This is a genomic window from Thauera butanivorans (assembly GCF_048398245.1).
In the GTDB taxonomy this organism is placed as follows: domain Bacteria; phylum Pseudomonadota; class Gammaproteobacteria; order Burkholderiales; family Rhodocyclaceae; genus Thauera; species Thauera butanivorans.
Map to the genome: position 1 here is coordinate 1,320,419 of NZ_CP183038.1, position 23,233 is coordinate 1,343,651.

22 protein-coding genes, 2 tRNA genes and 1 pseudogene are annotated in these 23,233 nt (G+C 67.2%); 18 read left to right on the forward strand and 7 right to left on the reverse strand.

The window, feature by feature from the left end; genetic code table 11:
• Window positions 1–7: 7 nt before the first annotated feature.
• The 3 genes from ACNQFN_RS06375 to ACNQFN_RS06385 are packed head-to-tail and all read right to left on the reverse strand — an operon-like array spanning window position 8 to window position 941.
• The gene (locus tag ACNQFN_RS06375) at window positions 8–373 is read right to left on the reverse strand and encodes a TIGR03745 family integrating conjugative element membrane protein (protein ID WP_418648312.1); all 366 of its coding nucleotides are present in this window, start codon (window positions 371–373) and stop codon (window positions 8–10) included.
• An 11-nt stretch (window positions 374–384) separates the two neighbouring features.
• On the reverse strand, window positions 385–618 hold the full coding sequence (locus ACNQFN_RS06380; RefSeq protein WP_418648313.1) for a TIGR03758 family integrating conjugative element protein: 234 nt from the start codon (window positions 616–618) through the stop codon (window positions 385–387).
• Entirely contained in the window at window positions 615–941 is a 327-nt protein-coding gene (locus ACNQFN_RS06385; RefSeq protein WP_418648314.1) for an RAQPRD family integrative conjugative element protein, read from the reverse strand. Before ACNQFN_RS06385 ends, ACNQFN_RS06380 begins: the two co-directional genes overlap by 4 nt.
• Between ACNQFN_RS06385 and ACNQFN_RS06390 the strand changes: the two genes are divergently transcribed.
• The 16 genes from ACNQFN_RS06390 to ACNQFN_RS06465 all read left to right on the forward strand — a co-directional run bounded on the left by ACNQFN_RS06390 (window position 925) and on the right by ACNQFN_RS06465 (window position 17,251).
• Window positions 925–1,596: an SDR family oxidoreductase gene (locus tag ACNQFN_RS06390; RefSeq protein WP_418648315.1), complete on the forward strand. Its 672-nt coding sequence runs from the start codon at window positions 925–927 to the stop codon at window positions 1,594–1,596. The two genes, ACNQFN_RS06385 and ACNQFN_RS06390, sit on opposite strands and share 17 nt — an antisense overlap.
• A gap of 31 nt (window positions 1,597–1,627) precedes the next feature.
• Window positions 1,628–2,410 carry a 2-ketocyclohexanecarboxyl-CoA hydrolase gene (badI, locus tag ACNQFN_RS06395; protein WP_418648316.1) on the forward strand — a complete coding sequence of 261 codons (783 nt, stop codon included), beginning with the start codon at window positions 1,628–1,630 and terminating at the stop codon, window positions 2,408–2,410.
• A gap of 67 nt (window positions 2,411–2,477) precedes the next feature.
• Window positions 2,478–3,632, forward strand: a complete 1,155-nt coding sequence (locus ACNQFN_RS06400) for an acyl-CoA dehydrogenase family protein (RefSeq protein WP_418648317.1) — start codon at window positions 2,478–2,480, stop codon at window positions 3,630–3,632.
• A gap of 42 nt (window positions 3,633–3,674) precedes the next feature.
• Window positions 3,675–4,847 carry an acyl-CoA dehydrogenase gene (locus ACNQFN_RS06405; RefSeq protein WP_418648318.1) on the forward strand — a complete coding sequence of 391 codons (1,173 nt, stop codon included), beginning with the start codon at window positions 3,675–3,677 and terminating at the stop codon, window positions 4,845–4,847.
• Window positions 4,848–4,875: 28 nt separating this feature from the next.
• Window positions 4,876–5,685 (forward strand): ABC transporter ATP-binding protein, encoded by an 810-nt coding sequence (locus ACNQFN_RS06410; protein ID WP_418648319.1) that lies wholly within the window; start codon window positions 4,876–4,878, stop codon window positions 5,683–5,685.
• Entirely contained in the window at window positions 5,682–6,389 is a 708-nt protein-coding gene (locus ACNQFN_RS06415) for an ABC transporter ATP-binding protein (protein WP_418648320.1), read from the forward strand. Before ACNQFN_RS06410 ends, ACNQFN_RS06415 begins: the two co-directional genes overlap by 4 nt.
• Before the next feature lie 52 nt (window positions 6,390–6,441).
• Window positions 6,442–7,329, forward strand: a complete 888-nt coding sequence (locus tag ACNQFN_RS06420; RefSeq protein WP_418648321.1) for a branched-chain amino acid ABC transporter permease — start codon at window positions 6,442–6,444, stop codon at window positions 7,327–7,329.
• 3 nt (window positions 7,330–7,332) lie between these two features.
• Entirely contained in the window at window positions 7,333–8,274 is a 942-nt protein-coding gene (locus ACNQFN_RS06425; RefSeq protein WP_418648322.1) for a branched-chain amino acid ABC transporter permease, read from the forward strand.
• Window positions 8,275–8,306: 32 nt separating this feature from the next.
• Complete coding sequence (locus ACNQFN_RS06430) at window positions 8,307–9,005, forward strand: nitroreductase (protein WP_418648323.1); 699 nt, start codon at window positions 8,307–8,309, stop codon at window positions 9,003–9,005.
• Between the two features lie 19 nt (window positions 9,006–9,024).
• The gene (locus tag ACNQFN_RS06435) at window positions 9,025–9,774 is read left to right on the forward strand and encodes an electron transfer flavoprotein subunit beta/FixA family protein (protein WP_418648324.1); all 750 of its coding nucleotides are present in this window, start codon (window positions 9,025–9,027) and stop codon (window positions 9,772–9,774) included.
• Window position 9,775: 1 nt separating this feature from the next.
• Entirely contained in the window at window positions 9,776–10,723 is a 948-nt protein-coding gene (locus ACNQFN_RS06440; protein WP_418648325.1) for an electron transfer flavoprotein subunit alpha/FixB family protein, read from the forward strand.
• A gap of 141 nt (window positions 10,724–10,864) precedes the next feature.
• On the forward strand, window positions 10,865–11,635 hold the full coding sequence (locus tag ACNQFN_RS06445; RefSeq protein WP_418648326.1) for an enoyl-CoA hydratase-related protein: 771 nt from the start codon (window positions 10,865–10,867) through the stop codon (window positions 11,633–11,635).
• A gap of 2 nt (window positions 11,636–11,637) precedes the next feature.
• Window positions 11,638–13,158, forward strand: a complete 1,521-nt coding sequence (locus tag ACNQFN_RS06450; protein ID WP_418648327.1) for a 3-hydroxyacyl-CoA dehydrogenase — start codon at window positions 11,638–11,640, stop codon at window positions 13,156–13,158.
• 34 nt (window positions 13,159–13,192) lie between these two features.
• A complete protein-coding gene (locus tag ACNQFN_RS06455; protein WP_418648328.1) occupies window positions 13,193–14,392 on the forward strand; it encodes a 3-oxoadipyl-CoA thiolase in 1,200 nt (399 codons plus the stop codon).
• Between the two features lie 36 nt (window positions 14,393–14,428).
• Entirely contained in the window at window positions 14,429–16,072 is a 1,644-nt protein-coding gene (locus tag ACNQFN_RS06460) for an electron transfer flavoprotein-ubiquinone oxidoreductase (RefSeq protein ID WP_418648329.1), read from the forward strand.
• Between the two features lie 288 nt (window positions 16,073–16,360).
• Window positions 16,361–17,251 carry a LysR family transcriptional regulator gene (locus ACNQFN_RS06465; RefSeq protein ID WP_418648330.1) on the forward strand — a complete coding sequence of 297 codons (891 nt, stop codon included), beginning with the start codon at window positions 16,361–16,363 and terminating at the stop codon, window positions 17,249–17,251.
• A gap of 20 nt (window positions 17,252–17,271) precedes the next feature.
• Here ACNQFN_RS06465 and ACNQFN_RS06470 read toward each other — a convergent pair.
• The 4 genes and pseudogenes from ACNQFN_RS06470 to ACNQFN_RS06485 all read right to left on the reverse strand — a co-directional run.
• A pseudogene (locus tag ACNQFN_RS06470) lies at window positions 17,272–17,385 on the reverse strand (transcriptional regulator); the annotation flags it as partial.
• 50 nt (window positions 17,386–17,435) lie between these two features.
• Window positions 17,436–18,707, reverse strand: a complete 1,272-nt coding sequence (locus tag ACNQFN_RS06475; protein WP_418648331.1) for a tyrosine-type recombinase/integrase — start codon at window positions 18,705–18,707, stop codon at window positions 17,436–17,438.
• Between the two features lie 164 nt (window positions 18,708–18,871).
• A tRNA-Leu gene (locus ACNQFN_RS06480) sits at window positions 18,872–18,956 on the reverse strand.
• 164 nt (window positions 18,957–19,120) lie between these two features.
• Window positions 19,121–19,205, reverse strand: a tRNA-Leu gene (locus ACNQFN_RS06485).
• Between the two features lie 39 nt (window positions 19,206–19,244).
• On the opposite strand from ACNQFN_RS06485, the gene rnr reads away from it, so the two are divergent.
• Window positions 19,245–22,403: a ribonuclease R gene (rnr, locus tag ACNQFN_RS06490; RefSeq protein WP_418648332.1), complete on the forward strand. Its 3,159-nt coding sequence runs from the start codon at window positions 19,245–19,247 to the stop codon at window positions 22,401–22,403.
• Window positions 22,396–23,160 carry a 23S rRNA (guanosine(2251)-2'-O)-methyltransferase RlmB gene (gene rlmB, locus ACNQFN_RS06495; RefSeq protein ID WP_068636066.1) on the forward strand — a complete coding sequence of 255 codons (765 nt, stop codon included), beginning with the start codon at window positions 22,396–22,398 and terminating at the stop codon, window positions 23,158–23,160. The genes rnr and rlmB overlap by 8 nt, the downstream gene beginning before the upstream one ends.
• Window positions 23,161–23,233 lie beyond the last annotated feature (73 nt).

Sequence of the window (23,233 nt, forward strand, 5' to 3'; positions counted from 1 at the left end):
GTGCCCGTCAGAGGATGCCGGTGGCTTCGGTGAGCAGCCAGATGCCCACGACCAGCAGGATCGCGCCCACGGCCACGGTCAGGCCGAACTGTCCCCAGGTGGCGCGGCCGGTGTGGATCTCGGCGTAGCGCGTGTAGGCGTGGTAGCACACGCCGACGAACATCGATGCGACCACCAGCAGGGCGATCAGCATCACGATGTCGTAGCCGTAGTTGCGCAGCGTTTCCATGATGCCGCTGCCGGTGCCGCGGGAAGGGTCTTCGAGGGTGGGCAGGCCCTGGGCTCTGACAAGCGGCGCCAGCGCGGCGAGTGCGGCGAGTGCGGCCAGATGCGCAGGGCGGGGAAGGCGGAGGAAGCGGGCAGCGCGATTCATGATGACGACCTCTACGAGAGCAGAAAGAAAGTCAGCACCAGGTACAGGGCGGCGAAGCGCACCACGACACCGAGGAACTGACGTTGGGAAAGCCGTTCTTCCGCCCAGCTGACATAGGCGGTGCGCATCGCCCACACGCCCCACACCAGCAGGACGGCGAACACGGCACCGATCAGCACGACCGACACGGCGGACGGGGTGAAGCCGCCGTTGGCCTGGAAGGCGGCGGTCTGGGCGGCGTTCATGGGGTGTGCTCTGGGTCGGTGGCCGGGGCGGCGGGCTGGCGGTAGTCGCCGAGCAGCACGGCGGGGTCGCGCGGCTGGGCGCGCGACGGGCTCAGGTAATCGCGGATGCCGGCGTGCACGCGCGCCAGGTCGGCGGTGAGGCGCGCGTAGTCGAAGTGGTAGCGGGCGCGGTCGTCGCGGGGGTGCGCCATCTCCTGCGCGACGAGCCGTTCGACGGCATCGAGCTGGCGCAACGCGACAGCCAGGCGGGCGTGCTCGGGCATCGGTTCGGCGATCTGCCGGCGTTTCGCCGAAGCGGGCGCCGCGGTGGCGGTGTTCGACATCGACCGGAATGCGGCGGAAACGGTGGCGGCCGGCATCCGCGATGCGGGCGGCAGGGTCGGCGCCTTCGAGGTGGATCTGACCAGCCAGGAATCGGTGATCGCCGCGGTGCGGGCGGCCGAAGCCCAGCTCGGCCCCACCGACGTGCTGGTCAACAACGCCGGCTGGGACCAGGCCGGGCCGTTCCTCAAGACCGACAAGGCGCTGTGGGAGAAGATCGTCGCGGTCAATCTCTACGGCGCGCTGTACATGCACCACGCGGTGCTCACCGGCATGGCCGCGCGCGGCGCCGGGCGGGTGGTCAATATCGCCTCGGATGCGGCGCGCGTGGGTTCGTCCGGCGAAGCCGTGTATGCCTTCTGCAAGGGCGGGCTGGTGGCCTTCTCCAAGACCATGGCGCGCGAGCTGGCGCGCAAGCAGATCAGCGTCAACGTGGTCTGCCCCGGCCCCACCGACACCGCGCTGTTCCGCGACTTCGCCGGCGAAGGCGAGCAGGGCGAGAAGCTCAAGGGCGCGCTCACCAAGGCCATCCCCTTCGGCCGCCTCGGCCAGCCGGACGACCTGCCCGGCATCGTGGCCTTCCTCGCCAGCGACGAGGCCGCCTTCATCACCGGGCAGATCATCAGCGTGTCCGGCGGCCTGACCATGGCCGGTTGATCCCGAAGAACGACACAGGAGCACAGCAGACATGGAATACCAGGACATCCTCTACACCAAGGCCGACGGCACCGCCACGGTCACCATCAACCGCCCCAAGCAGTTCAACGCCTTTCGCGCGCAGACCTGCGAGGAACTGATCCACGCCTTCAAGGATGCCGACGCCGACAAGAGCATCGGCGTGGTGGTGCTCACCGGCGCGGGCGAGAAAGCCTTCTGCACCGGCGGCGACCAGGGCACCCAGGACGGCGGCTACGGCGGGCGCGGCGTGATCGGCCTGCCGATCGAGGAAGTGCAGAGCGCCATCCGCGATCTGTCCAAGCCGGTCATCGCGCGGGTCAACGGCTACGCCATCGGCGGCGGCAACGTGCTGGTGACGATCTGCGACCTGGCCATCGCCTCGGACAACGCCCAGCTCGGCCAGGCCGGCCCGCGCGTCGGCTCGGTGGACCCCGGCTTCGGCACCGCGCTCCTGGCGCGCGTGGTGGGCGAGAAGAAGGCGCGCGAGATCTGGTACCTGTGCCGCCGCTATACCGCCCAACAGGCGCTGGAGATGGGCCTGGTCAACGCCGTGGTGCCGCAGGACCAGCTCGACGCCGAAGTGAAGAAGTGGTGCGACGAGATCGTCGAGAAAAGCCCCACCGCCATCGCCCTGGCGAAGAAGTCCTTCAACGTGGATACCGAGATGATCCGCGGCATGGGCGGGCTGGCCATGCACGCGCTCAAGCTCTACTACGAGACCGCCGAGTCGGCCGAGGGCGGCAATGCCTTCCGCGAGAAGCGCAAGCCGGAGTTCTTCAAGTACGTGAAGTAAAGCCCGGTCGCCGGTGCGCCGCGCGCGCACCGGTCCGGCCCATCGTCCCTTGCCCGGAGCAAGCGCCATGATCAGAGACCAGGAAACGCTGAACATCCTGCTCGACACCGTTTCCCGTTTCGTGCGCGAGCGCCTCGTGCCGAACGAGTCGCGCGTCGCCGAAACCGACCACATTCCCGACGAGATCGTCGCCGAAATGCGCGAGCTCGGCCTGTTCGGCCTGTCCATCCCGGAAGAACACGGCGGCATGGGCCTGACGATGGAAGAAGAGGTGCTCGCCACCTTCGAGATCGGCCACACCTCGCCCACCTTCCGTTCCCTGTTCGCCACCAACAACGGCATCGGCGGCCAGGGCATCGTCATCGACGGCACGCCCGAACAGAAGGCGCACTGGCTGCCGAAGCTGGTGACCGGCGAGGTCATCGGCTCCTTCGCCCTCACCGAACCGGACAGCGGTTCGGACGCCGCCAGCCTGCGCACCAGCGCGATTCGTGACGGCGAGCACTACGTGCTCAACGGCACCAAGCGCTACATCACCAACGCGCCGGAAGCGGGGGTATTCACCGTGATGGCGCGCACCGACCCGGCGAAGAAGGGCGCCGACGGCATCTCGGCCTTCATCGTCGAACGCGGCACGCCGGGGCTGTCCCTCGGGCCGCCCGACGAAAAGATGGGCCACAAGGGCTCGCACACCTGCGACGTGATCTTCGAGGACTGCCGCGTGCCCGCCGCCAACCTCATTGGCGGGCGCGAGGGCGTGGGCTTCAAGACCGCGATGAAGGTGCTGGACAAGGGCCGCATCAACATCGCCGCGATTTCCGTCGGGGTGGCCGAACGCATGCTGGCCGACGCGCTGCGCTACGCCTGCGAGCGCAAGCAGTTCGGCAAGCCCATCGCCGAATTCCAGTTGATCCAGGCCATGCTGGCCGACAGCAAGGCGGAGATCTACGCCGCGCGCTCGATGGTGGTCGACGCCGCGCGCCGCCGTGACGAAGGCCGCGACGTGGGCACCGAGGCGGCCTGCGCCAAGATGTTCGCCTCCGAAATGTGCGGCCGGGTGGCCGACCGCGCAGTGCAGATCTTCGGCGGCGCGGGCTATCTCGCCGAGTACGGCATCGAGCGTTTCTACCGCGACGTGCGCCTGTTCCGCATCTTCGAGGGCACCACCCAGATCCAGCAACTGGTGATCGCCCGCAACATGATCCGCGGCTTCAACGGCTGAGCGTCCGCGCGCATTTCCCTAAAAAAATCGAGGAGACAAGACATGTCATTCCAGTGGAACGACCCGCTGCGGCTTGATTCGCAGCTCAGCGAAACCGAACGCCTGGTGCGCGACACCGCCTACGCCTACAGCCAGGAAAAGCTGCTGCCGCGCGTGCAGCAGGCCTTCCGCCACGAGCGCACCGACCGCGAGATCTTCAACGAAATGGGCGAACTCGGCCTGCTCGGCCCGACCATCCCCGAGCAGTACGGCGGCGCGGGCATGAACTACGTCAGCTACGGCCTGATCGCGCGTGAAGTGGAGCGGGTCGATTCCGGCTACCGCTCGATGATGAGCGTGCAAAGCTCGCTGGTGATGGTGCCGATCTTTGAGTTCGGCACCGAAGCGCAGAAGCAGAAATACCTGCCGAAACTCGCCAGCGGCGAATGGGTGGGCTGCTTCGGCCTCACCGAGCCCAATCATGGCTCCGACCCCGGCGGCATGGTCACGCGGGCGCGCAAGGTCGACGGCGGCTACAGCCTGTCGGGCAGCAAGATGTGGATCACCAACAGCCCCATCGCCGACGTGTTCGTGGTGTGGGCCAAGGACGACGAGGGCAAGATCCGCGGCTTCGTGCTGGAAAAGGGCTGGAAGGGCCTCAGCGCGCCGGCCATCCACGGCAAGGTCGGCCTGCGCGCCTCGATCACCGGCGAGATCGTCATGGACGAGGTGTTCGTGCCGGAAGAAAACGCCTTTCCGGCCGTGCGCGGCCTCAAGGGCCCGTTCACCTGCCTCAATTCGGCGCGTTTCGGCATCGCCTGGGGTGCGCTCGGGGCGGCCGAGGCCTGCTTCGACACCGCGCGCCAATACACCCTGGACCGCCGGCAGTTCGGCCGTCCGCTGGCGGCCAACCAGCTCATCCAGAAGAAGCTCGCCGACATGCTCACCGAGATTTCCCTCGGCCTGCAGGGCTGCCTGCAACTGGGCCGGCTGAAGGATGCCGGCGATGCGCCGGTGGAACTCACCAGCATCATGAAGCGCAACGCCTGCGGCAAGGCGCTGGACATCGCCCGCACCGCGCGCGACATGCTGGGCGGCAACGGCATCTCGGACGAGTTCTGCGTGGCCCGCCACCTGGTGAACCTGGAAGTGGTGAACACCTACGAGGGCACCCACGACATCCACGCCCTGATCCTCGGCCGCGCCATCACCGGCATCGCCGCGTTTTCCGGCTGAAGCCCCCGCCCGCCAAGGAGAGGAGACCATGACGGACAAGACTGCGGCAGCAGCGCCGGACGACGACACGCCGATACTCGAAACCACGGGACTGGTGAAGGAGTTCCGCGGCTTCGTGGCGGTGGACGGGGTGAACCTGAAGATCCGGCGCGGCCACATCCACGCGCTGATCGGCCCCAACGGCGCCGGCAAGACCACCTGCTTCAACCTGCTCACCAAGTTCCTGCAGCCCACCCGCGGCACCATCCGCTTCAACGGGCGTGACATCACGCGCGAATCGCCGCAGCGTATCGCCCGCCTGGGGCTGGTGCGCTCATTCCAGATTTCCGCGGTGTTCCCGCACCTGACCGTGCTGGAGAACGTGCGCATCGCCCTGCAGCGCGGCCTGGGCACCACCTTCCATTTCTGGAAGTCCGAGCGTTCGCTGGATTGCCTGAACGAGCGTGCCATGGCACTGCTCGCCGAAGTCGGGCTTGAGGATCATGCGCGCATGGTGGCGGTGGAAATGCCCTACGGGCGCAAGCGCGCGCTGGAAGTCGCCACCACGCTGGCGCTCGACCCGCAGTTGATGCTGCTCGACGAACCCACCCAGGGCATGGGCCACGAGGACGTGGACCGGGTGATGCAGTTGATCAAGAAGGTCTCCGCCAATCGCACCATCCTGATGGTGGAACACAACATGAAGGTGGTGTCGGGCATCTGCGACGCCATCACCGTGCTGGCGCGCGGCGCGGTGCTGGCCGAAGGCGACTACGCCACGGTGTCGGCCAATCCCGTGGTCGTCGAAGCCTACATGGGAAGCGAGGCGGCGGCCTGCGCGGAGGGGGCCGTCCAGTGAGCGCGACCGAATACCTGCGGGTCGCCGACCTGCACGCCTTCTACGGCGAATCCCACATCCTGCACGGCATCGACTTCACCGTGCGGCGCGGCGAATGCGTGAGCCTCTTGGGGCGCAACGGCGCCGGGCGCACCACCACGCTGCGCGCCCTGATGGGGCTGACCGGGCGGCGCACCGGCTCGGTGATGATCAACGGGCGCGAGGCCATCGCCATGGCGCCGCACCGCATCGCCCAACTCGGCGTGGGCTACTGCCCGGAAGAGCGCGGCATCTACGCCAGCCTCACCACCGAGGAAAACCTGCTGCTGCCGCCGCAGGTGGGCAGCGGCGGCATGAGCGTGGAAGAACTCTACGAGATGTTCCCCAACCTGGCGGAGCGCCGCCACAGCCAGGGCACGCGGCTGTCGGGCGGCGAGCAGCAGATGCTGGCGCTGGCGCGCATCCTGCGCACCGGGGCGCGGCTGCTGCTGCTCGACGAAATCTCCGAAGGGCTGGCGCCGGTGATCGTGCACAAGCTCGCAGAGGTCATCGCCGAGCTCAAGCGGCGCGACTACACCATCGTGCTGGTGGAACAGAACTTCCGCTTCGCAGCACCCCTGGCCGATCGCCTGTTCGTCGTCGAGCACGGCCAGATCGTCGCCGAGATCGCCCAGCACGAGCTGGCCGGGCGCATGCCCTACCTGCAGGAACTGCTGGGGGTATGACGGCCATGCGATCCGCACGCCCGCAGTTCCTGAACATCGAGGACTCCCACCCATGAACGAACTCTTCGGCATCCCGCTCGCCGCGCTGCTCGGCCAGCTCATGCTGGGCCTGGTCAACGGCTCCTTCTACGCCCTGCTCAGCCTCGGCCTGGCGATCATCTTCGGCATGCTGCACATCATCAACTTCGCCCACGGCGCGCTCTACATGATGGGCGCGATGCTGGCCTGGATGGCGCTGCACTACCTGGGCATCAACTACTGGTGGGCGCTGGTGCTGGTGCCGTTGGCGGTGGGGGCGTTCGGCGTCGTCATCGAACGCACCCTGCTGCAGTGGATCTACAAGCTCGATCCGCTGTACGGCCTGCTGCTCACCTTCGGCCTCGCGCTGGTCATCGGCGGCGCCTTCCGCCATGCCTTCGGCGTCGGCGGCCAGCCCTACGCGATTCCGCCGCAACTGGCCGGCGCCATCGACCTGGGCTTCATGTTCCTGCCCAAGTACCGCGCCTGGGTCATCGGCGTGTCGCTGGCGGTATGCCTGGCGAGCTGGTACCTGATCGAGAAGACCCGCCTGGGCGCCTACCTGCGCGCGGCCACCGAGAACCCGCAGCTCACCCAGGCCTTCGGCATCAACGTGCCGCTGATGGTCATGCTCACCTTCGGCTTCGGCGCTGCCCTGGCCGGGCTGGCCGGCGTGCTCGCCGCGCCCACCACCCAGGTCAGCCCGCTGATGAGTTCCAACATGATCATCACCGTGTTCGCCGTGGTGGTGATCGGCGGCATGGGCTCCATCCTCGGCTCGGTGCTCACCGGCCTGGGGCTGGGCCTGATCGAAGGGCTGACCAAGGTGTTCTATGCCGAAGCCAGCTCCACCGTGGTGTTCGTGGTCATGGTCATCGTGCTGCTGCTGCGCCCGGCCGGCCTGTTCGGCAAGGAGAAATGAGCGATGAACAACAAAGCCGTCTCCGTCGCCTGGCTGCTGGCGCTCGCCGCACTGCTCGCCGCCCCCGCGCTGGTCTATCCGGTGCTGGTCATGAAGGTGCTGTGCTTCGTGCTGTTCGCCTGCGCGTTCAACCTGCTGCTGGGCTACACCGGCCTGCTGTCCTTCGGCCACGCCGCCTTCTTCGGCGCCGCCGCCTACGTGGCCGGCCATGCCATCAAGGTGTGGGAGCTGTCGCCGCTCGCCGGCATCGCCGTCGGCACATTGGCGGCCACCGCGCTGGGCTGGGCGGTGGGCGCGCTGGCGATCCGCCGCCAGGGCATCTACTTCGCCATGATCACGCTGGCGCTCGCGCAACTGATGTACTTCATCTTCCTGCGCGCGCCCTTCACCGGCGGCGAGAACGGCCTGCAGGGGGTGCCGCGCGGCACCCTGTTCGGTCTCGACCTGGCCGACGACTACACCCTGTACTACGTCTTCGCCGCACTGTTCGCCGCCGCCTTCTGGCTGATCCGGCGCACCATCCATTCGCCCTTCGGCCAGACCCTGAAGGCGATCCGCGAGAACGAGGCGCGCGCCGTGTCGCTGGGCTACGACGTGGACCGCTACAAGCTGCTCGCCTTCGTGCTCTCGGCCGGTCTGGCGGGGCTGGCCGGCGCGCTGAAGACCCTGCTGTTCGGCTTCGCCACGCTTACCGACGTGCATTGGCACACCTCGGGCGAGGTGGTGCTGATGACCCTGCTCGGCGGCATGGGCACGGTGTTCGGCCCGGTGGTCGGCGCCTCGGTGGTGGTGTTGCTGCAGACCGAACTGGCGGACAAGGCCGGTTCGATGGTGACCGTGATCATGGGGCTGCTGTTCGTCTTCTGCGTGCTGGCCTTCCGCCGCGGCATCGTCGGCGAGGGCATGGCCCTGTACCGCCGCATGATCGGCGTGAAGACGCGCTGAACCGCCATGAACCCGGAAAAAGGACAACACGCATGAGCGCCATCGAGGGTTTTTCCGACGCCGACATCGTCGGCCGGATCATCGCCGGGCGGCGTTCCATCCGCGCCTTCCTGCCGCGCGCGGTGGACGAGTGCGAGCTGGACGCCATCCTGGCAATGGCCGCGCGCGCGCCGTCGGGCAACAACATCCAGCCGTGGCGCGTGCATGTGCTGCGCGGCGACACGCTGCGGCGGCTGACGGCGGCGGTGTGCGCCGCCTTCGACGCCGCCGACGGCAGCCACCGGCCGGAATACGACTACTACCCGGCCGAATTCTTCGAACCCTACCTGGGCCGCCGCCGCAAGGTGGGCTGGGATCTGTACCGCCTGCTCGGCATCGAGCGCGGCGACACGGCGCGCATGCGGGCGCAGGTGCGGCGCAACTTCACCTTCTTCGGCGCGCCGGTGGGCCTGATGTTCACCATCGACCGCCGGCTGGCGCAGGGAAGCTGGCTGGACTACGGCATGTTCCTGCAGACCCTGATGCTGGCCGCCGAGGCGCGCGGGCTGGCGACCTGCGCCCAGGCGGCGTGGATCGACTACCACCGCGTCATCGAAGAGACGCTCGCGCTGCCGCCCCACGAGCAGGTGGTGTGCGGCATCGCGCTGGGCCATGCGGACCCGGCTGCGCCGGAGAACACCCTGGTCAGCGAACGCGCGGCGCTGGCCGAATTCGTGGTGAAACACTCATAAAACCAGCGGAGACGCAGACATGAAGATACTGGTGCCCGTCAAACGGGTGATCGACTACAACGTGAAGGCCCGCGTGAAGGCGGACGGCAGCGGGGTCGACCTGGCGAACGTGAAGATGTCGATGAATCCGTTCGACGAGATTGCGCTGGAAGAAGCGGTGCGGCTGAAGGAAGCCGGCGCGGCCACCGAGGTGGTGGCGGTGAGCTGCGGCGTGGGGGCCTGCCAGGAAACCCTGCGCGCGGCGCTGGCCATCGGCGCCGACCGCGGCATCCTGGTGGAGACCGATGCCGACCTGCAGCCCCTGGCCGTGGCCAAGCTGCTCAAGGCGCTGTGCGAGCGCGAGGCGCCGCAGGTGGTGATCTGCGGCAAGCAGGCGATCGACGACGATGCCAACCAGACCGGCCAGATGCTGGCCGCCCTGCTGGGCTGGCCGCAGGCGACCTTCGCATCCAAGGTGGCGCTGGCGGATGGCAAGGCCGCGGTGACCCGGGAAATCGACGGCGGCCTGGAAACCCTGGAGCTGCGCCTGCCGGCGGTGATCAGCACCGACCTGCGCCTGAACGAGCCGCGCTACGCGACCCTGCCCAACATCATGAAGGCCAAGAAGAAGCCGCTCGACACCGTCAAGCCGGACGAACTCGGCGTGGATGTCGCCCCCCGCCTGGCCACCGTCAAGGTCGAGGAGCCGCCCAAGCGCAGCGCCGGCGTGCGCGTGCCGGACGTGGCGCAACTGGTGGACAAGCTCAAGAACGAAGCAAAGGTGATCTGAGATGGCAACTCTGGTTATTGCTGAACACGACAACGCCAGCCTGAAGGCGGCCACCCTCAACACCGTCACGGCCGCTGCCGCGCTGGGTGGGGAGGTCCATGTACTGGTCGCCGGCAACGGCAACGAGGCCGCCGCCGCGGCCGCCGCGAAACTGGTGGGTGTGGCCAAGGTGCTGAGCGTTTCCGCTCCCCACTACGAAGCCCAACTGGCCGAAAACCTGGCCGCCCTGGTGGTGGCAATTGTGGCAAATGAGGCAGGCGGCTACAGCCACATCCTGGCGCCGGCCACTTCCTTCGGCAAGAACGTCGCGCCGCGCGTGGCCGCGCTGCTGGACGTGGCGCAGATCTCCGACATCGTCGCGGTGGAGTCGGCCGATACCTTCGTGCGCCCGATCTACGCCGGCAACGCGCTGGCCACGGTGAAGAGCGCCGATGCGGTGAAGGTGATCACGGTGCGCACCACGGCCTTCGAGGCGGCCGGCGAGGGCGGGGCCGCCCCGGTCGAAACCCTGGCCCCGGCGGCCGACCTGGGGCTGACGAAGCTGGTCGGGCGCGAGCTGACCAGGTCCGAGCGCCCGGAGCTGGGCGCGGCCAAGGTCATCGTCTCCGGCGGCCGTGGCCTGGGCAACGGCGAGCAATACCACGCCCTGCTCGAACCGCTGGCCGACAGGCTCGGCGCGGCGCTGGGCGCCAGCCGCGCGGCGGTGGATGCCGGCTATGTGCCCAACGATTATCAGGTCGGCCAGACCGGCAAGATCGTCGCGCCGCAGCTCTACATCGCGGTGGGCATCTCCGGGGCCATCCAGCATCTGGCCGGCATGAAGGACTCCAAGGTGATCGTGGCGATCAACAAGGATCCGGAAGCGCCGATCTTCCAGGTGGCCGACTACGGCCTGGTCGGCGATCTGTTCGAGGTGGTGCCGGCGCTGACCGGCGCACTCGGCGGATGAGAGGTTCCGCCAGCCGGGCCGCGGCCCGGTTGCGTGTGATCCCGGCGATGGCTTTCTCCCTGCTCTCCTCTTGGTTGTCGCCGGAGCTTTCCCGGCGCGATGCGCAAGCATTGCGCCGGTCTTTTCAGTAGGGGAACCGCAATGCAGGAAGTCATCATCGAACGCCCGACCCCGCACGTGGCGGTGGTCCGGCTCAACCGCCCGGAGGCGCGCAACGCGCTCGGGCAGGCGCTGCGCGCGCAGCTCGCGGCGCATTTTCTCGCGCTGGGTCAGGACGACGGGGTGCGCTGCATCGTGCTGACCGGTGGGGAGCAGGTCTTCGCCGCTGGCGCGGATCTGCGCGCGCTGGCCGACAGCGGGCCGATCGAGGTTCTGCTGCTCAACAACCAGCGCATGTGGCAGGCCATCGCCGCCTGCCCCAAGCCGGTGATCGCCGCGGTCAACGGCCATGCGCTGGGCGGCGGCTGCGAACTCGCCATGCACGCGGACATCATCGTTGCCGGCGAAGGCGCGAAGTTCGGCCAGCCGGAAATCCGCGTGGGCATCATGCCCGGCGCCGGCGGCACCCAGCGCCTGGTGCGCGCGGTGGGCAAGTTCAAGGCCATGCGGATGCTGCTCACCGGCCAGCCGGTGAGCGGACGGGAAGCCTTCGACATGGGGCTGGCCAGCGAGGTGGTGGCCGACGAGCGGGTGCAGGCGCGCGCGCTGGAACTGGCCGCCGAGATCGCCGCCATGCCGCCGCTGGCCGCGGCGCAGATCAAGGAAGTGCTGCTCGCCGGCCAGGATGCGCCGCTGGAGGCCGCGCTGATGCTGGAACGCAAGGCCTTCCAGTTGCTGCTGGCGAGCGAGGACAAGCAGGAAGGCATGCGGGCTTTCCTCGACAAGCGCGCAGCGGTCTTCAAGGGAGCCTGAACATGCCGGACATGAATCGTGGCGACCTGGTGATGGGCATCGTCGGCGCCGGGCTGATGGGGCGCGGCATCGCCCAGGTGGCGATCCTGGGCGGACTGCGGGTGCGCCTGTGCGACGCGCGCCCCGGCGCCGCCGCCGAGGCCGGCGCGGAGATCGGCGCCACGCTGTCGATGCTGGTGGGCAAGGGCCGTCTGGCGCGCGAGGCAGCGGATGCCGCGCTGGCGCGTCTTGCTGCGGTGGAGGGGCTGGCGCAACTGGCGGGCTGCCACGTGGTGGTCGAGGCCATCGTGGAGAACCTGGAGGCCAAGCGCGCGCTGTTCGAACGGCTCGAAGCGGTGGTGGGCGACGGCTGCCTGCTCGCCACCAACACCTCGTCGCTGCCGGTCACCGCCATCGCCGCCGCCTGCCGCGTGCCGCAGCGGGTGGCGGGTCTGCACTTCTTCAGCCCGGTGCCGCTGATGAAAGTGGTCGAAGTCATCGACGGCGCGCTCACCGACCCCGCCGTGGGGGATGCGCTGGCGGCGCTGGCGCGGCGCCTCGGCCACACCCCGGTGCGCGCGCAGGATACCCCGGGCTTCATCGTCAACCACGCCGGGCGGGGCTATCTCACCGAGGCGCTGCGCGTGCTCGGCGAGGGTATCGCGGAGCCTGCGCAGATCGACCGCATCCTGCGCGCGTCGGCGAGTTTTCGCCTCGGCCCCTTCGAACTGCTCGACCTCACCGGGCTGGACGTGTCCTGCCCGGTGATGGAAACCATCTACCACCAGTATTACGAAGAACCGCGCTACCGGCCGTCGCCGCTGCTGCGCCAGCGCCTGGCCGCCGGCCTGCTCGGGCGCAAGAGCGGGCGCGGCTTCTATGCCTACGCCGATGGCCGCGCGCAGCTTCCCGAGGCGCCGCCGGTGCCGCCGGCCAGCCCGCTGCCGCTGTGGGTCGGCTCGCCGGAATGCGGTGCGCGCGAGAATCTGCTGCGCCGCCTGCAGGCCGGCGGTGCGCATCTGGATAGCGGGGCGCGGCCGTCGCCCGAATCGGTATGCATCGTGCTGCCCATCGGCCGCGATGCGAGCAGCACGGCCGTCGACGAGGGGCTCGATCCCGCGCGCACGGTGGCGGTCGACCCGCTGTTCCTCGACCTGCACGCCACGCTGATGTGCACGCCGCTGACCGCCCCGGCGGCACGCGACGCGGTCTGGGCCGCACTGGCGGCGGATGGTACGGCGGTCAGCGCGATCCGCGACAGCGCCGGCTTCGTCGCCCAGCGCGTGGTGGCGATGATCGTCAACATCGGCTGCGACATCGCCCAGCAGCGCATCGCCACGCCGCAGGACATCGACCGCGCGGTGACGCTGGGCCTGGGCTATCCGCTCGGGCCGCTGGCGCTGGGCGACGCGCTGGGCGGCGCCACCGTGCTGGCCATCCTCGACGCGCTGCAGGCGTTCTACCGCGACCCGCGCTACCGCCCCAGCCCCTGGCTGACCCGCCGCGCCCGCCTGGGCGTGTCGCTGCTGACCCCCGAGCCCTGAGCGGGCCGGATCACTGATTGGAGACCCTTACATCATGTTGGACGCCTATATCTACGCCGGCCTGCGCACGCCCTTCGGCCGCCACGGCGGCGCCCTCGCCGGGGTGCGCCCCGATGATCTGGCTGCGGCGGTGATCCGCGAACTGGTGAGCCGTTCGGGTTTCGACGCCGGGCAGGTCGAGGACGTGATCCTCGGCTGCGCGTCCCAATCCGGCGAGGACAGCCGCAACGTCGGGCGCCACGCGGCCCTGCTCGCTGGCCTGCCTCCCACCGTACCGGGGCAGACGGTCAATCGCTTGTGCGGTAGCGGGCTGGCGGCGGTGCTCGACAGCGCCCGTGCGATCAGCGCGGGAGAAGGTGAACTCTACGTCGCGGGCGGGGTCGAGAGCATGACGCGGGCGCCCTTCGTCGTCGGCAAGTCGGACGCGGCCTGGGGGCGCGACTTCAAGGCGTTCGACGCCACGATAGGCGTGCGCTTCCCCAATCCCCGCCTGATCGAACGCTACGGCAACGACTCGATGCCGGAGACCGCCGACAACGTGGCGGCCGAACTGGGCATCAGCCGGGAAGAGGCGGATCGCTACGCGGCGGCTTCCCAGGCGCGCTACGCGGCCGCACGCGCGACGGCGTCCTTCGAGGGCGAAATCCTGCCGATCGAGGTGTCCTCCGGCCGCAAGGCGCCACCACGCCTCATCTCCGAGGACGAGCATCCCCGTCCGGAAACGACCTATGAATCGCTCGCGGCACTGAAGCCGCTGTTCGGCGGCGTGGTGACTGCGGGCAATGCCTCAGGCATCAACGATGGCGCGGCAGCGGTCATCGTCGGCAGCGCCGCCGCCGGACGGCGAGCCGGCGCCGAACCGCTCGTCCGCATCCTTGCCGGTGCGGTGTCCGGGGTCGAGCCGCGCATCATGGGGATCGGCCCCGCGCGGGCCATCCCGAAGGCACTGGAGCGTGCCGGGTTGACGTTGGCGCAGATGGACGTGGTCGAAATCAACGAGGCGTTTGCGTCCCAGGTGCTGGGCTGCCTCAAGCTGTTGGAACTGGACGCCCGTGACGAACGGGTGAACCCGAATGGCGGTGCGATCGCCCTCGGCCATCCGCTGGGCGCTTCCGGTGCCCGCCTGGCCCTGAGTGCAACGCGCGAGCTGCAGCGCCGCAACGGGCGCTACGCGGTGGTCAGCCTGTGCGTCGGCGTGGGGCAGGGCATTGCGCTGGTCATCGAACGCTGCTGAACGTTGGTCGAACACATTTCTTAAGGGCGACGGAGTATGGAGCGCGAGTCGATGGAATTCGACGTGCTGATCGTCGGCGGCGGCCCCGCAGGGCTCGCGGCAGCGATCCGCTTGAAGCAGGTGGCCGAGGCCAAGGGTCAGGACATCTCGGTATGCCTGATTGAGAAAGGCGCCGAGATCGGTGCCCACATCCTGTCGGGCGCGGTGATGGACCCGTGCGCGCTCACCGAGCTCTTCCCCGACTGGAGGGAGCGCGGCGCGCCGCTCAACACCGCGGTGACCGAAGACCGGGTGATCTTCCTCGACGAGACCGGCGGCCGCCAGATCCCCAACGGCCTCCTGCCCGACTGCTTCCTCAACCACGGCAACTACATCGTCCGCCTGGGCAACGTCGCCAAGTGGCTGGGCGAACAGGCCGAGGCGCTCGGCGTCGAAGTCTATCCGGGCTTCGCCGGTGCCGAAATCCTCTTCGACGAGGCGGGCGCGGTAAAGGGCGTGGCCACCGGCGACATGGGCCTGCTGCGCGACGGCACGCCTGGCCCCAACCACCAGCCGGGCATGGCGCTGCATGCCAAGTACACCCTCTTCGCCGAAGGCTGCCGCGGCCATCTCGGCAAGCAGTTCGAAGCGAAGTACCAGTTGCGCGACGGCGTCGATCCCCAGACCTACGGCATCGGCCTCAAGGAGCTGTGGGAAGTGCCGGTGGAACGCCACCGCCCCGGCCTGGTGGTGCATACCGCCGGCTGGCCGCTGCCGGCCGATACCTACGGCGGCGGCTTCGTCTATCACCTCGAGGACAACCTGGTCGCGGTCGGCTACGTGGTCGGGCTCAACTACGCCAACCCGCACCTGTCGCCGTTCGAGGAATTCCAGCGCTACAAGACGCATCCGAAAATCCGCAAGTACCTCGAAGGCGGCAAGCGGCTGGCCTACGGCGCGCGGGCGATCGCGGCCGGCGGCCTGCAGAGCCAGCCGCGGCTGGTGTTCCCGGGTGGCGCGCTGATCGGCGACGACGCCGGCTTCCTCAACGCCGCGCGCATCAAGGGCAGCCATGCGGCGATCAAGAGCGGCATGCTGGCAGCCGAAGCCGCGTTCGAGGCGCTGGCACAGCAGCGTCAGCGCGATACGCTGACCGCCTACCCGGCGGCCTTCCGCGAGTCCTGGCTGTACGCCGAACTGCACAAGACGCGCAACTTCAAGCCCTACATGAAGAAGGGCCTGTGGCTGGGCTCCTGCCTGTTCGGCGCGGAACAGAAGCTGTTCAAGGGCAAGGTGCCGTGGACGCTGCACAACAGCGCCGACCACACCGCGCTCAAGCCCGCGTCCCAGTGCCCGAAGATCGACTATCCCAAGCCGGATGGCAAGCTCAGCTTCGACCGCCTGTCCTCGGTGTTCCTGTCGAACACCAACCATGAGGAAGACCAGCCCTGTCACCTGCAGTTGAAGGACGCCGGCGTGACGATCACGGTGAATCTGGCGATATACGACGCGCCCGAGCAGCGCTACTGCCCGGCAGGTGTCTATGAAATCGTCGGGGATGGAGAAAACAACGCCCCGCGGCTGCAGATCAACGCGCAGAACTGCGTGCACTGCAAGACCTGCGACATCAAGGACCCCACCCAGAACATCAACTGGGTGGTGCCCCAGGGCAGCGAAGGACCGATCTACCAGGGCATGTGAGCGATGCATGCCTGGAAATCGCTGATTTACAAGGGGATGTCATAAGCGTCAAGGGTGTCTTTTCGTCTCCCTCTCCTCCTTCCCTTTACGTGACATCCCCTTTTTTCTGCAACCTCGTCAGTGCAAGGCTGAACCGTGCCACTCTCGATTGGTATCACAAACGCAACAACCCCAGAGGAACGGCGGCTGCCGGTGGTGCCTGCTGGCGGCCTACTGGGTAAGACGATGGGCAATGCAAGTCCGGAAACTTGTGTTGGTGGACGCTGCGGTACCTGATGGACATGCAGGATGGAACTGCGCCATCTACGCTGCTTCGTTGCAGTTGCTGAGGAGCTGCATTTCACACGAGCAGCCGAACGTCTGCACATTGAGCAATCGCCTCTTTCCCGCACCATCAAGGAACTGGAGGACGATTTGGGTGCCTTGCTCTTCGAAAGAAACCGTCGAGGAACCCGTCTCACTCAGGCGGGAGTTGTCTTCCTGGAGGGCGTGCGGCGGCTGCTCACGATGCTGGAGCAGGCCCGCGAGAACGTAAAGGCCATCTCCGCAGGCTATCGAGGCAGCTTGCGCATTGCGGTATCCGATGGTGCCGTAGATCCCCGGCTATCCTCCTTTCTTGCCCGCTGCCGCGAAGAAGAGCCTGAAGTCGAAATTCGTCTGACCGAAGTCCCGCTCGCCGAGCAACTGCGCGGACTGCGAACGGGCATCTTCGAGATCGGCTTTGCACACACAGCCGATCTCGGCGAAGACATCATTGCCGAACCCGTCTGGCAGGATCCGATCGTTCTGGCCATACCAACGCACCATCCTCTGCTTGCTCTCAAGGAAGTTCCGCTTGAAGAACTGGCCCGCTATCCGTTGGTCATGTGCGATCCGCAGGTGTGCGAGGGCTACTGCCGGGAGCTGACCCGGCTGCTGCGCACACTGGAACGGGAGCCGACCATCGTGGAGCATGTCGCCTCGGCGGACATGATGTTGACGCTTGTCGGGGCGGGCTATGGCATCGGATTCACCAGCGCAGCGAGGGTGGCAATATGCCACCACCCCGACGTGGTGGTCCGCCCGCTGGCCATCGCCGATGCGGTACTGACGACTTACTTGCTGCGATTGGACAACACGAGTCCTTCGATGTCCTTGGATCGCTTCACTGCACGCTTGCATGCCCATCCAGCAGAGTAGGCAGGTGGAACGCCCGTTGGCTACTCCTTGAGGCCCGAACGCTGATTGACTTCTGCCGCGGCCATCGGGTCGGCAGAGCTTCGGGGCAAGGCAACCGCGATCCTGAGAATCAATGCCAGCGTAGGCATGTGCTCGCTGCACATGGTGATGGACGTGGGCTCTTCCCCTGGATGAGGGCTTGGGATCAATGTGCGGGCCGATTCTTGGTGGAAGCCTGTTCGAGGCGTACGTAGGCATTGACGCGCTGGGCGAATGCCTCGGACTGAGCCGGGGTCAGTCCGGTTTTCAGCGCATCAAGGTAGTCCGCATACCACTGCATCATGACTCTGCGCTGCGGCAGGTAGATTGCGTGGTTGTAGTCGCCTGCAGTCCCTTTCTCCTTGTGGGATAGTTGGGCATCCACAAACTGCTTGTCCCAATCATGTTCCCGGAGCAGCGTGCTGGCGGTGTGGCGGCTGCCGTGGCCCACCATGCGGCCTTTGTAGCCGATGAGCTGGAACACCTTATTGATGGTGTTCTCGCTGATCATCGGATTCTTGGTACCAATCCCGGGAAAGAGGTATTGGTGCTGGCCGGTGATCTCGTGGAGCACTTTGAGCTGGGCGACCAACTGGGTTGGCAGTGGTGTGACGTGCTGGCGGCGCATCTTCATCTTCTCTGCCGAGACGGTCCAGGTTCCGTGAGCCAAGTCGATCTCCGACCACTCCGCAAAGCGAATCATGCCCGGCCGGCAGGCGGTCCAGATCTCCATCCAGGCCGCGATGCGGTTGATCGGGCGACTGGTCGACGCATCCAGCGCCCGCAGAAAATCCGGAAGCTCAGGTTCGAGCAGATGAGGGTAGCTCTTGGCCTTGGGGGTGGGTTCGGCAATGTAGCTCAGCTCGGAAGCCGGGTTGTGCTCGCACCGTTCTTTTGCGATCGCCCGGCTGAAGATCTCCCGCAGCCAGCCTCGTACCTTTTTGGAAACGTTCAGGGCGCCACGCTTCTCGATGCGGGTCTGTACGGCGGTGCAGTCCGTCCGTGATACACTTGGCAGGTACTTATCACCGAGTACCGGGAGAATGTCCTTGTCAAGATAGGTCCGCATCTTGTTCAGGGTTTCCTCTGAACGGCCGGCCTTGATCTTGCCCTGATACCAGTCCTCGGCAGCAACCTTGAACAGGTTGGTCTGTGTCTCCACGGTTTCGCGTTTTTCTGCCTTGCGCTGCTGCCCGGGGTCGATGCCGCGCGCAACGAGCGCGCGTGCCTCGGCGGCCTTCTCACGAGCCAACTGAAGGGAGACGGTGGGGTAACCCCCGAGCGAGATGCGAGGCTGCTTGTCGTTGAGGCGGTAGCGGAAGTGCCAGTACTTCTGCTCCAACGGCGTGATCCAGAGGGTCAGGCCGCCGCCATCAGCGAGGCCATAAGGCTTGTCCTTGGCCTTTGCGGCCTGGACTTCTCGTGCGGTGAGGAGCATGGTGAGTACACTTTTGATCTCGAACTTTCAATGTACTCAAAAATGTACTCGTTTGCATGTCGCTTCCCGCAGAACACGCTGGTATCCGCTGGAATGAAAAAGCCCGCTTTCGCGGGCCTTTTCAACAACTTAGAGACTTCAGTAGATGTCTCTGGAACTTAAGATGGTGCCCAGAAGAGGACTCGAACCTCCACGCCTCGCAGCGCTAGTACCTGAAACTAGTGCGTCTACCAATTCCGCCATCTGGGCAGGGAGGCGCATAATAGCAAAGGCTTCGGCATTTGCAAAGGTTTTCCCCCATTTTTCTTTTTTCCGCAAGCTGTCGCCGAAGGGCATCCGCTCGAAAGGAAAGCAGAAGAATACGCGGCAGAAAAACAAAAAAGCCGCTCCGAAGAGCGGCTTTCCTGTGAAACTGGTGCCCAGAAGAGGACTCGAACCTCCACGCCTCGCGGCGCTAGTACCTGAAACTAGTGCGTCTACCAATTCCGCCATCTGGGCAAGAAGACGCGCATTATAAGCACTCGAAGAAAACTGTCAATGACTCGCAGAACAAAAAACACCACAAGAAACACTCAAGCACGCGCGACGGCCCCGGCAGGCTCGCGCTCCCGCAACACTTCAGCCCAGGGACCGGCGACCGCCAGGCCGCAAGCGGGCGGCCATGCTGCCGCACCGACGGCCGGCCGCAGCCGTGCCGCGCGCAAGAGCGCAGCCCGGCAGAACGCTGCCCGGCAGAGCCCCATCCGCCTGGCCGATCCTTTCCATGAGCGCGAAGCGCAGAAATACGAACAGCCGCTGCCCAGCCGCGAATACGTGCTGCAGGTACTGGCCGAGCGCGGCGTACCGATGCCTTTCGACGAACTGGCGACGGCGCTCGACATCCAGGCTTTCGAGCGCGAGCACTTCGACCGCCGCCTGCGTGCGATGGAGCGCGAGGGCCAGGTCGTGCGCAATCGCCGCGACGCCTATCTGCTGCCCGACAAGGCCGAACTGATCAAGGGCCGCGTCGAAGGCCACCCCGATGGCTTCGGCTTCCTGCGCCGCGACGACGGCGGGCCGGACGTCTTCCTCGGCCCGAAGGAAATGCGCGAACTGCTGCACGGCGACCGCATCCTGGCGCGCATCGCCGGCCAGGATCGCCGCGGCCGCCCCGAAGGCCGGCTGGTCGAAGTGCTGGAGCGCGCCAACAGCCGCGTCGTCGGCCGCATCATCAACGAGCATGGCGTGATGATCGTGGTGCCCGAGAACCGCCGCCTGGCGCAGGACATCCTGATCGCACCCGGCGGGCGCAAGAAGCCGGAGCCCGGCCAGATCGTCACCGTCGAACTGGTCGAGCAGCCGACCAAGTTCGCCCAGCCGATCGGCCGCATCGTCGAAGTGCTCGGCAACTACGCCGACCCCGGCATGGAGATCGAGATCGCGCTGCGCAAGCACGACCTGCCGTTCGAGTTCTCCGCCGAAGCCAAGGCGGAGACGCGCAAGCTGCCGGCCGTCGTGCGCAAGAAAGACTGGGCGGGCCGCGAGGACCTGACCAGGCTGCCGCTGGTGACGATCGACGGCGAGACCGCCAAGGACTTCGACGACGCGGTGTATTGCGAGCGCCAGGGCAAGGGCTATCGCCTGATCGTGGCGATCGCCGACGTGTCGCACTACGTCGAGGCCGGCAACGGGCTGGACAAGGATGCCTACGATCGCGGCAACTCGGTCTATTTCCCGCGTCGGGTGATCCCGATGCTGCCGGAGAAGCTCTCCAACGGCCTGTGCTCGCTGAATCCGGAAGTCGAGCGCCTGGCGATGGTGGCGGACATGAACATCTCCGCCACCGGCGAGATCAAGACCTACCGCTTCTATCCGGCGGTGATCTGGTCGCATGCGCGCCTGACCTACACCCGGGTGGCGGCGACGCTGTACGAGCAGGATGCCGCGGAGCGCAAGGCGCTCGGCAAGCTGCTGCCGCATCTCGAGAACCTCGACGAACTCTTCCGCGTGCTGCTGAAAGCGCGTGCCAAGCGCGGCGCGATCGACTTCGAGACCACCGAGACGCGCATGATCTTCGACGACAACGGCAAGATCGCGCAGATCGTGCCCGAGGTGCGCAACGACGCCCACCGCCTGATCGAGGAGTGCATGCTGGCGGCCAACGTCTGCGCATCGGATTTCCTCGCCAAGCACGAACATCCGACGCTGTACCGCGTGCATGACTCGCCGTCCGAGGAGAAGCTGGCCAAGCTGCGCGAGTTCCTGAAAGAGTTCGGCCTGGGCATCGGCGGCGGCGACGAGCCGCGCGCCGGCGATTACGCGGCGCTGCTCGCACAGGTCAAGGACCGCCCGGACGCCCAGTTGCTGCAGACCGTGATGTTGCGCTCGCTGAAGCAGGCGATGTACAGCCCCGACAACGTCGGCCACTTCGGCCTGGCCTACGAAAGCTATACCCACTTCACGTCGCCGATCCGGCGCTACCCCGATCTGCTGGTCCACCGCGCGATCAAGGCGGTGCTGGCGGGCGCGCAGTACAAGCCGGGCGACTGGGAGCAGATCGGCCTGCACTGCTCGGCGACCGAGCGTCGTGCCGACGAGGCCACGCGCGACGTCGTCGCCTTCCTGAAGTGCTACTTCATGCAGGATCGCGTCGGCGAAACCTTCATCGGCAGCGTATCGGCGGTCGTGCCTTTCGGCCTGTTCGTCGCCCTCGACGACATCTTCATCGAAGGCCTGCTGCATGTCTCGGAGCTCGGCACCGACTACTTCCATTACGACGAGACCCGCCATGCAATGCTCGGCGAGCGCAGCGGCAAGCAGTTCCGCCTGTCCGACCGGGTCAAGGTGCAACTGGTGCGCGTCGACATGGCGACCAACAAGATCGATTTCCGTCTGATCGAAGGCCCGCTGCCCGTCGAAAAACCCCAGCCTGCTGCCGTCGTTGCACCTGCCGAGGCCGTCGTGGCGGCTCTGGTTGCCGAGCCGGCGGCAGCCGACGCTGCGGTGGACGAAGTCGCGGCACCTCCGGAGAAGGTGAGACGCACCCGCACGCGCAAGGCGAAGCCCGTGGCCGAAGCTGCGGCAGCCGGCGCTGCCGAGCCGGCCGTTGCCGAGGCATCGCAGGCAGCCGAAACCTCCGCTGTGGCTGAAGTCGCTGCTGCGCCCGAACTGAAGCCTGCTGCTGCACCGAAGCGGCGTTCCCGCACCAGCGCTTCCGCTACCCCGAAAACAGCGACGCTTCCTGCAGCCGAGGAGGGTGCCCGCCCGGCGCCGGCCAAGGCCACCCGCGCCGGCGCCAGCGTGCTCGACGACATCTGGCAGAAGGCGGTCGACCAGGAGGCCGCGGCGATCAAGTTGGCTGCCGAAGAGGCTGCGGCCACCAAGGCGCGCAAGACTGCCGCCGGCAAGGGTGGCAAGGCGGAGAAGAAGGAGAAGGCCGGCAAGAAGGACAAGGATGCTGCGGACAAGGGCAAGAAAGCCAAGACCGTGAAGGCGAAGACCAAGGCCGGCAAGGCCAAATCGACCGAGAAGGCAGAGAAGAAGGCGAAGAAGACCGGCAAGAAGGACAAGGCGGAAAAGGCCGGAAAAGCGAAATCGGCCAAGCCAGCGAAGACCGCCAAAGCCGCGGTTGCTGCCGAGCCGGTAGAATCGCGCGCCTCGAAACCGGCCGCGCGTTCTGGCGGCAAGACCTCCGCGAAGGAAAAACGCCGTGCCTAAGACGACCGCAAACACGAACACCAGCGCCGCCAGCCGGCTGATCTACGGTTTCCATGCCGTGTCCGCCAAGCTGCGGCATGCGCCGGACTCGGTGCTGGAAGTCCATCTGTCGGCCGACCGCAAGGACGCGCGGGTGAAGAAGTTCGTCGCCCAGGCCGAGGCGTCCGGCGTCCGCATGCTGTATTGCGAAGGCGACAAGCTCGATGCCATGGTCGGCACCCGCCGGCACCAGGGCGTGGTGGCGAAGGTCGATGCGACGCGGCGCGACATCAAGCTCGCCGACGTGCTCGACAGCCTGGAGGAGAACGCGCTGATCCTGGTGCTGGACGGCGTGCAGGACCCGCACAACCTCGGCGCCTGCCTGCGCGTCGCCGATGCGGCCGGCGCGCACGCGGTGGTCGCGCCCAGGGACCGCGCCGTCGGCCTCAACGCCACCGCGGTCAAGGTCGCCAGCGGTGCGGCCGACACCGTGCCCTACATCACCGTCACCAATCTGGCGCGCGCGCTGCGCGAGATGCAGGAGGCCGGCGTGTGGGTGGTCGGTGCCGCCGGCGAGGCGGAGAAGTCGCTGTACGACATCGACCAGAAAGGACCCGTGGCCTGGGTGCTGGGCGCCGAGGGCGACGGCTTGCGCCGCCTGACGCGCGAGACCTGCGACGAACTGGCGCGCATTCCGATGCACGGCAGCGTCGACAGCCTGAACGTGTCGGTGGCGAGCGGCATCTGCCTGTTCGAGGCGCGCCGCCAGCGCGGATGAGCGGTGGCGGCCGAGGGAGTCTGCGCTGCGGGAAGGTGGAACGGGCTGCGCGGAGCCGAGGGCGAAACTCATC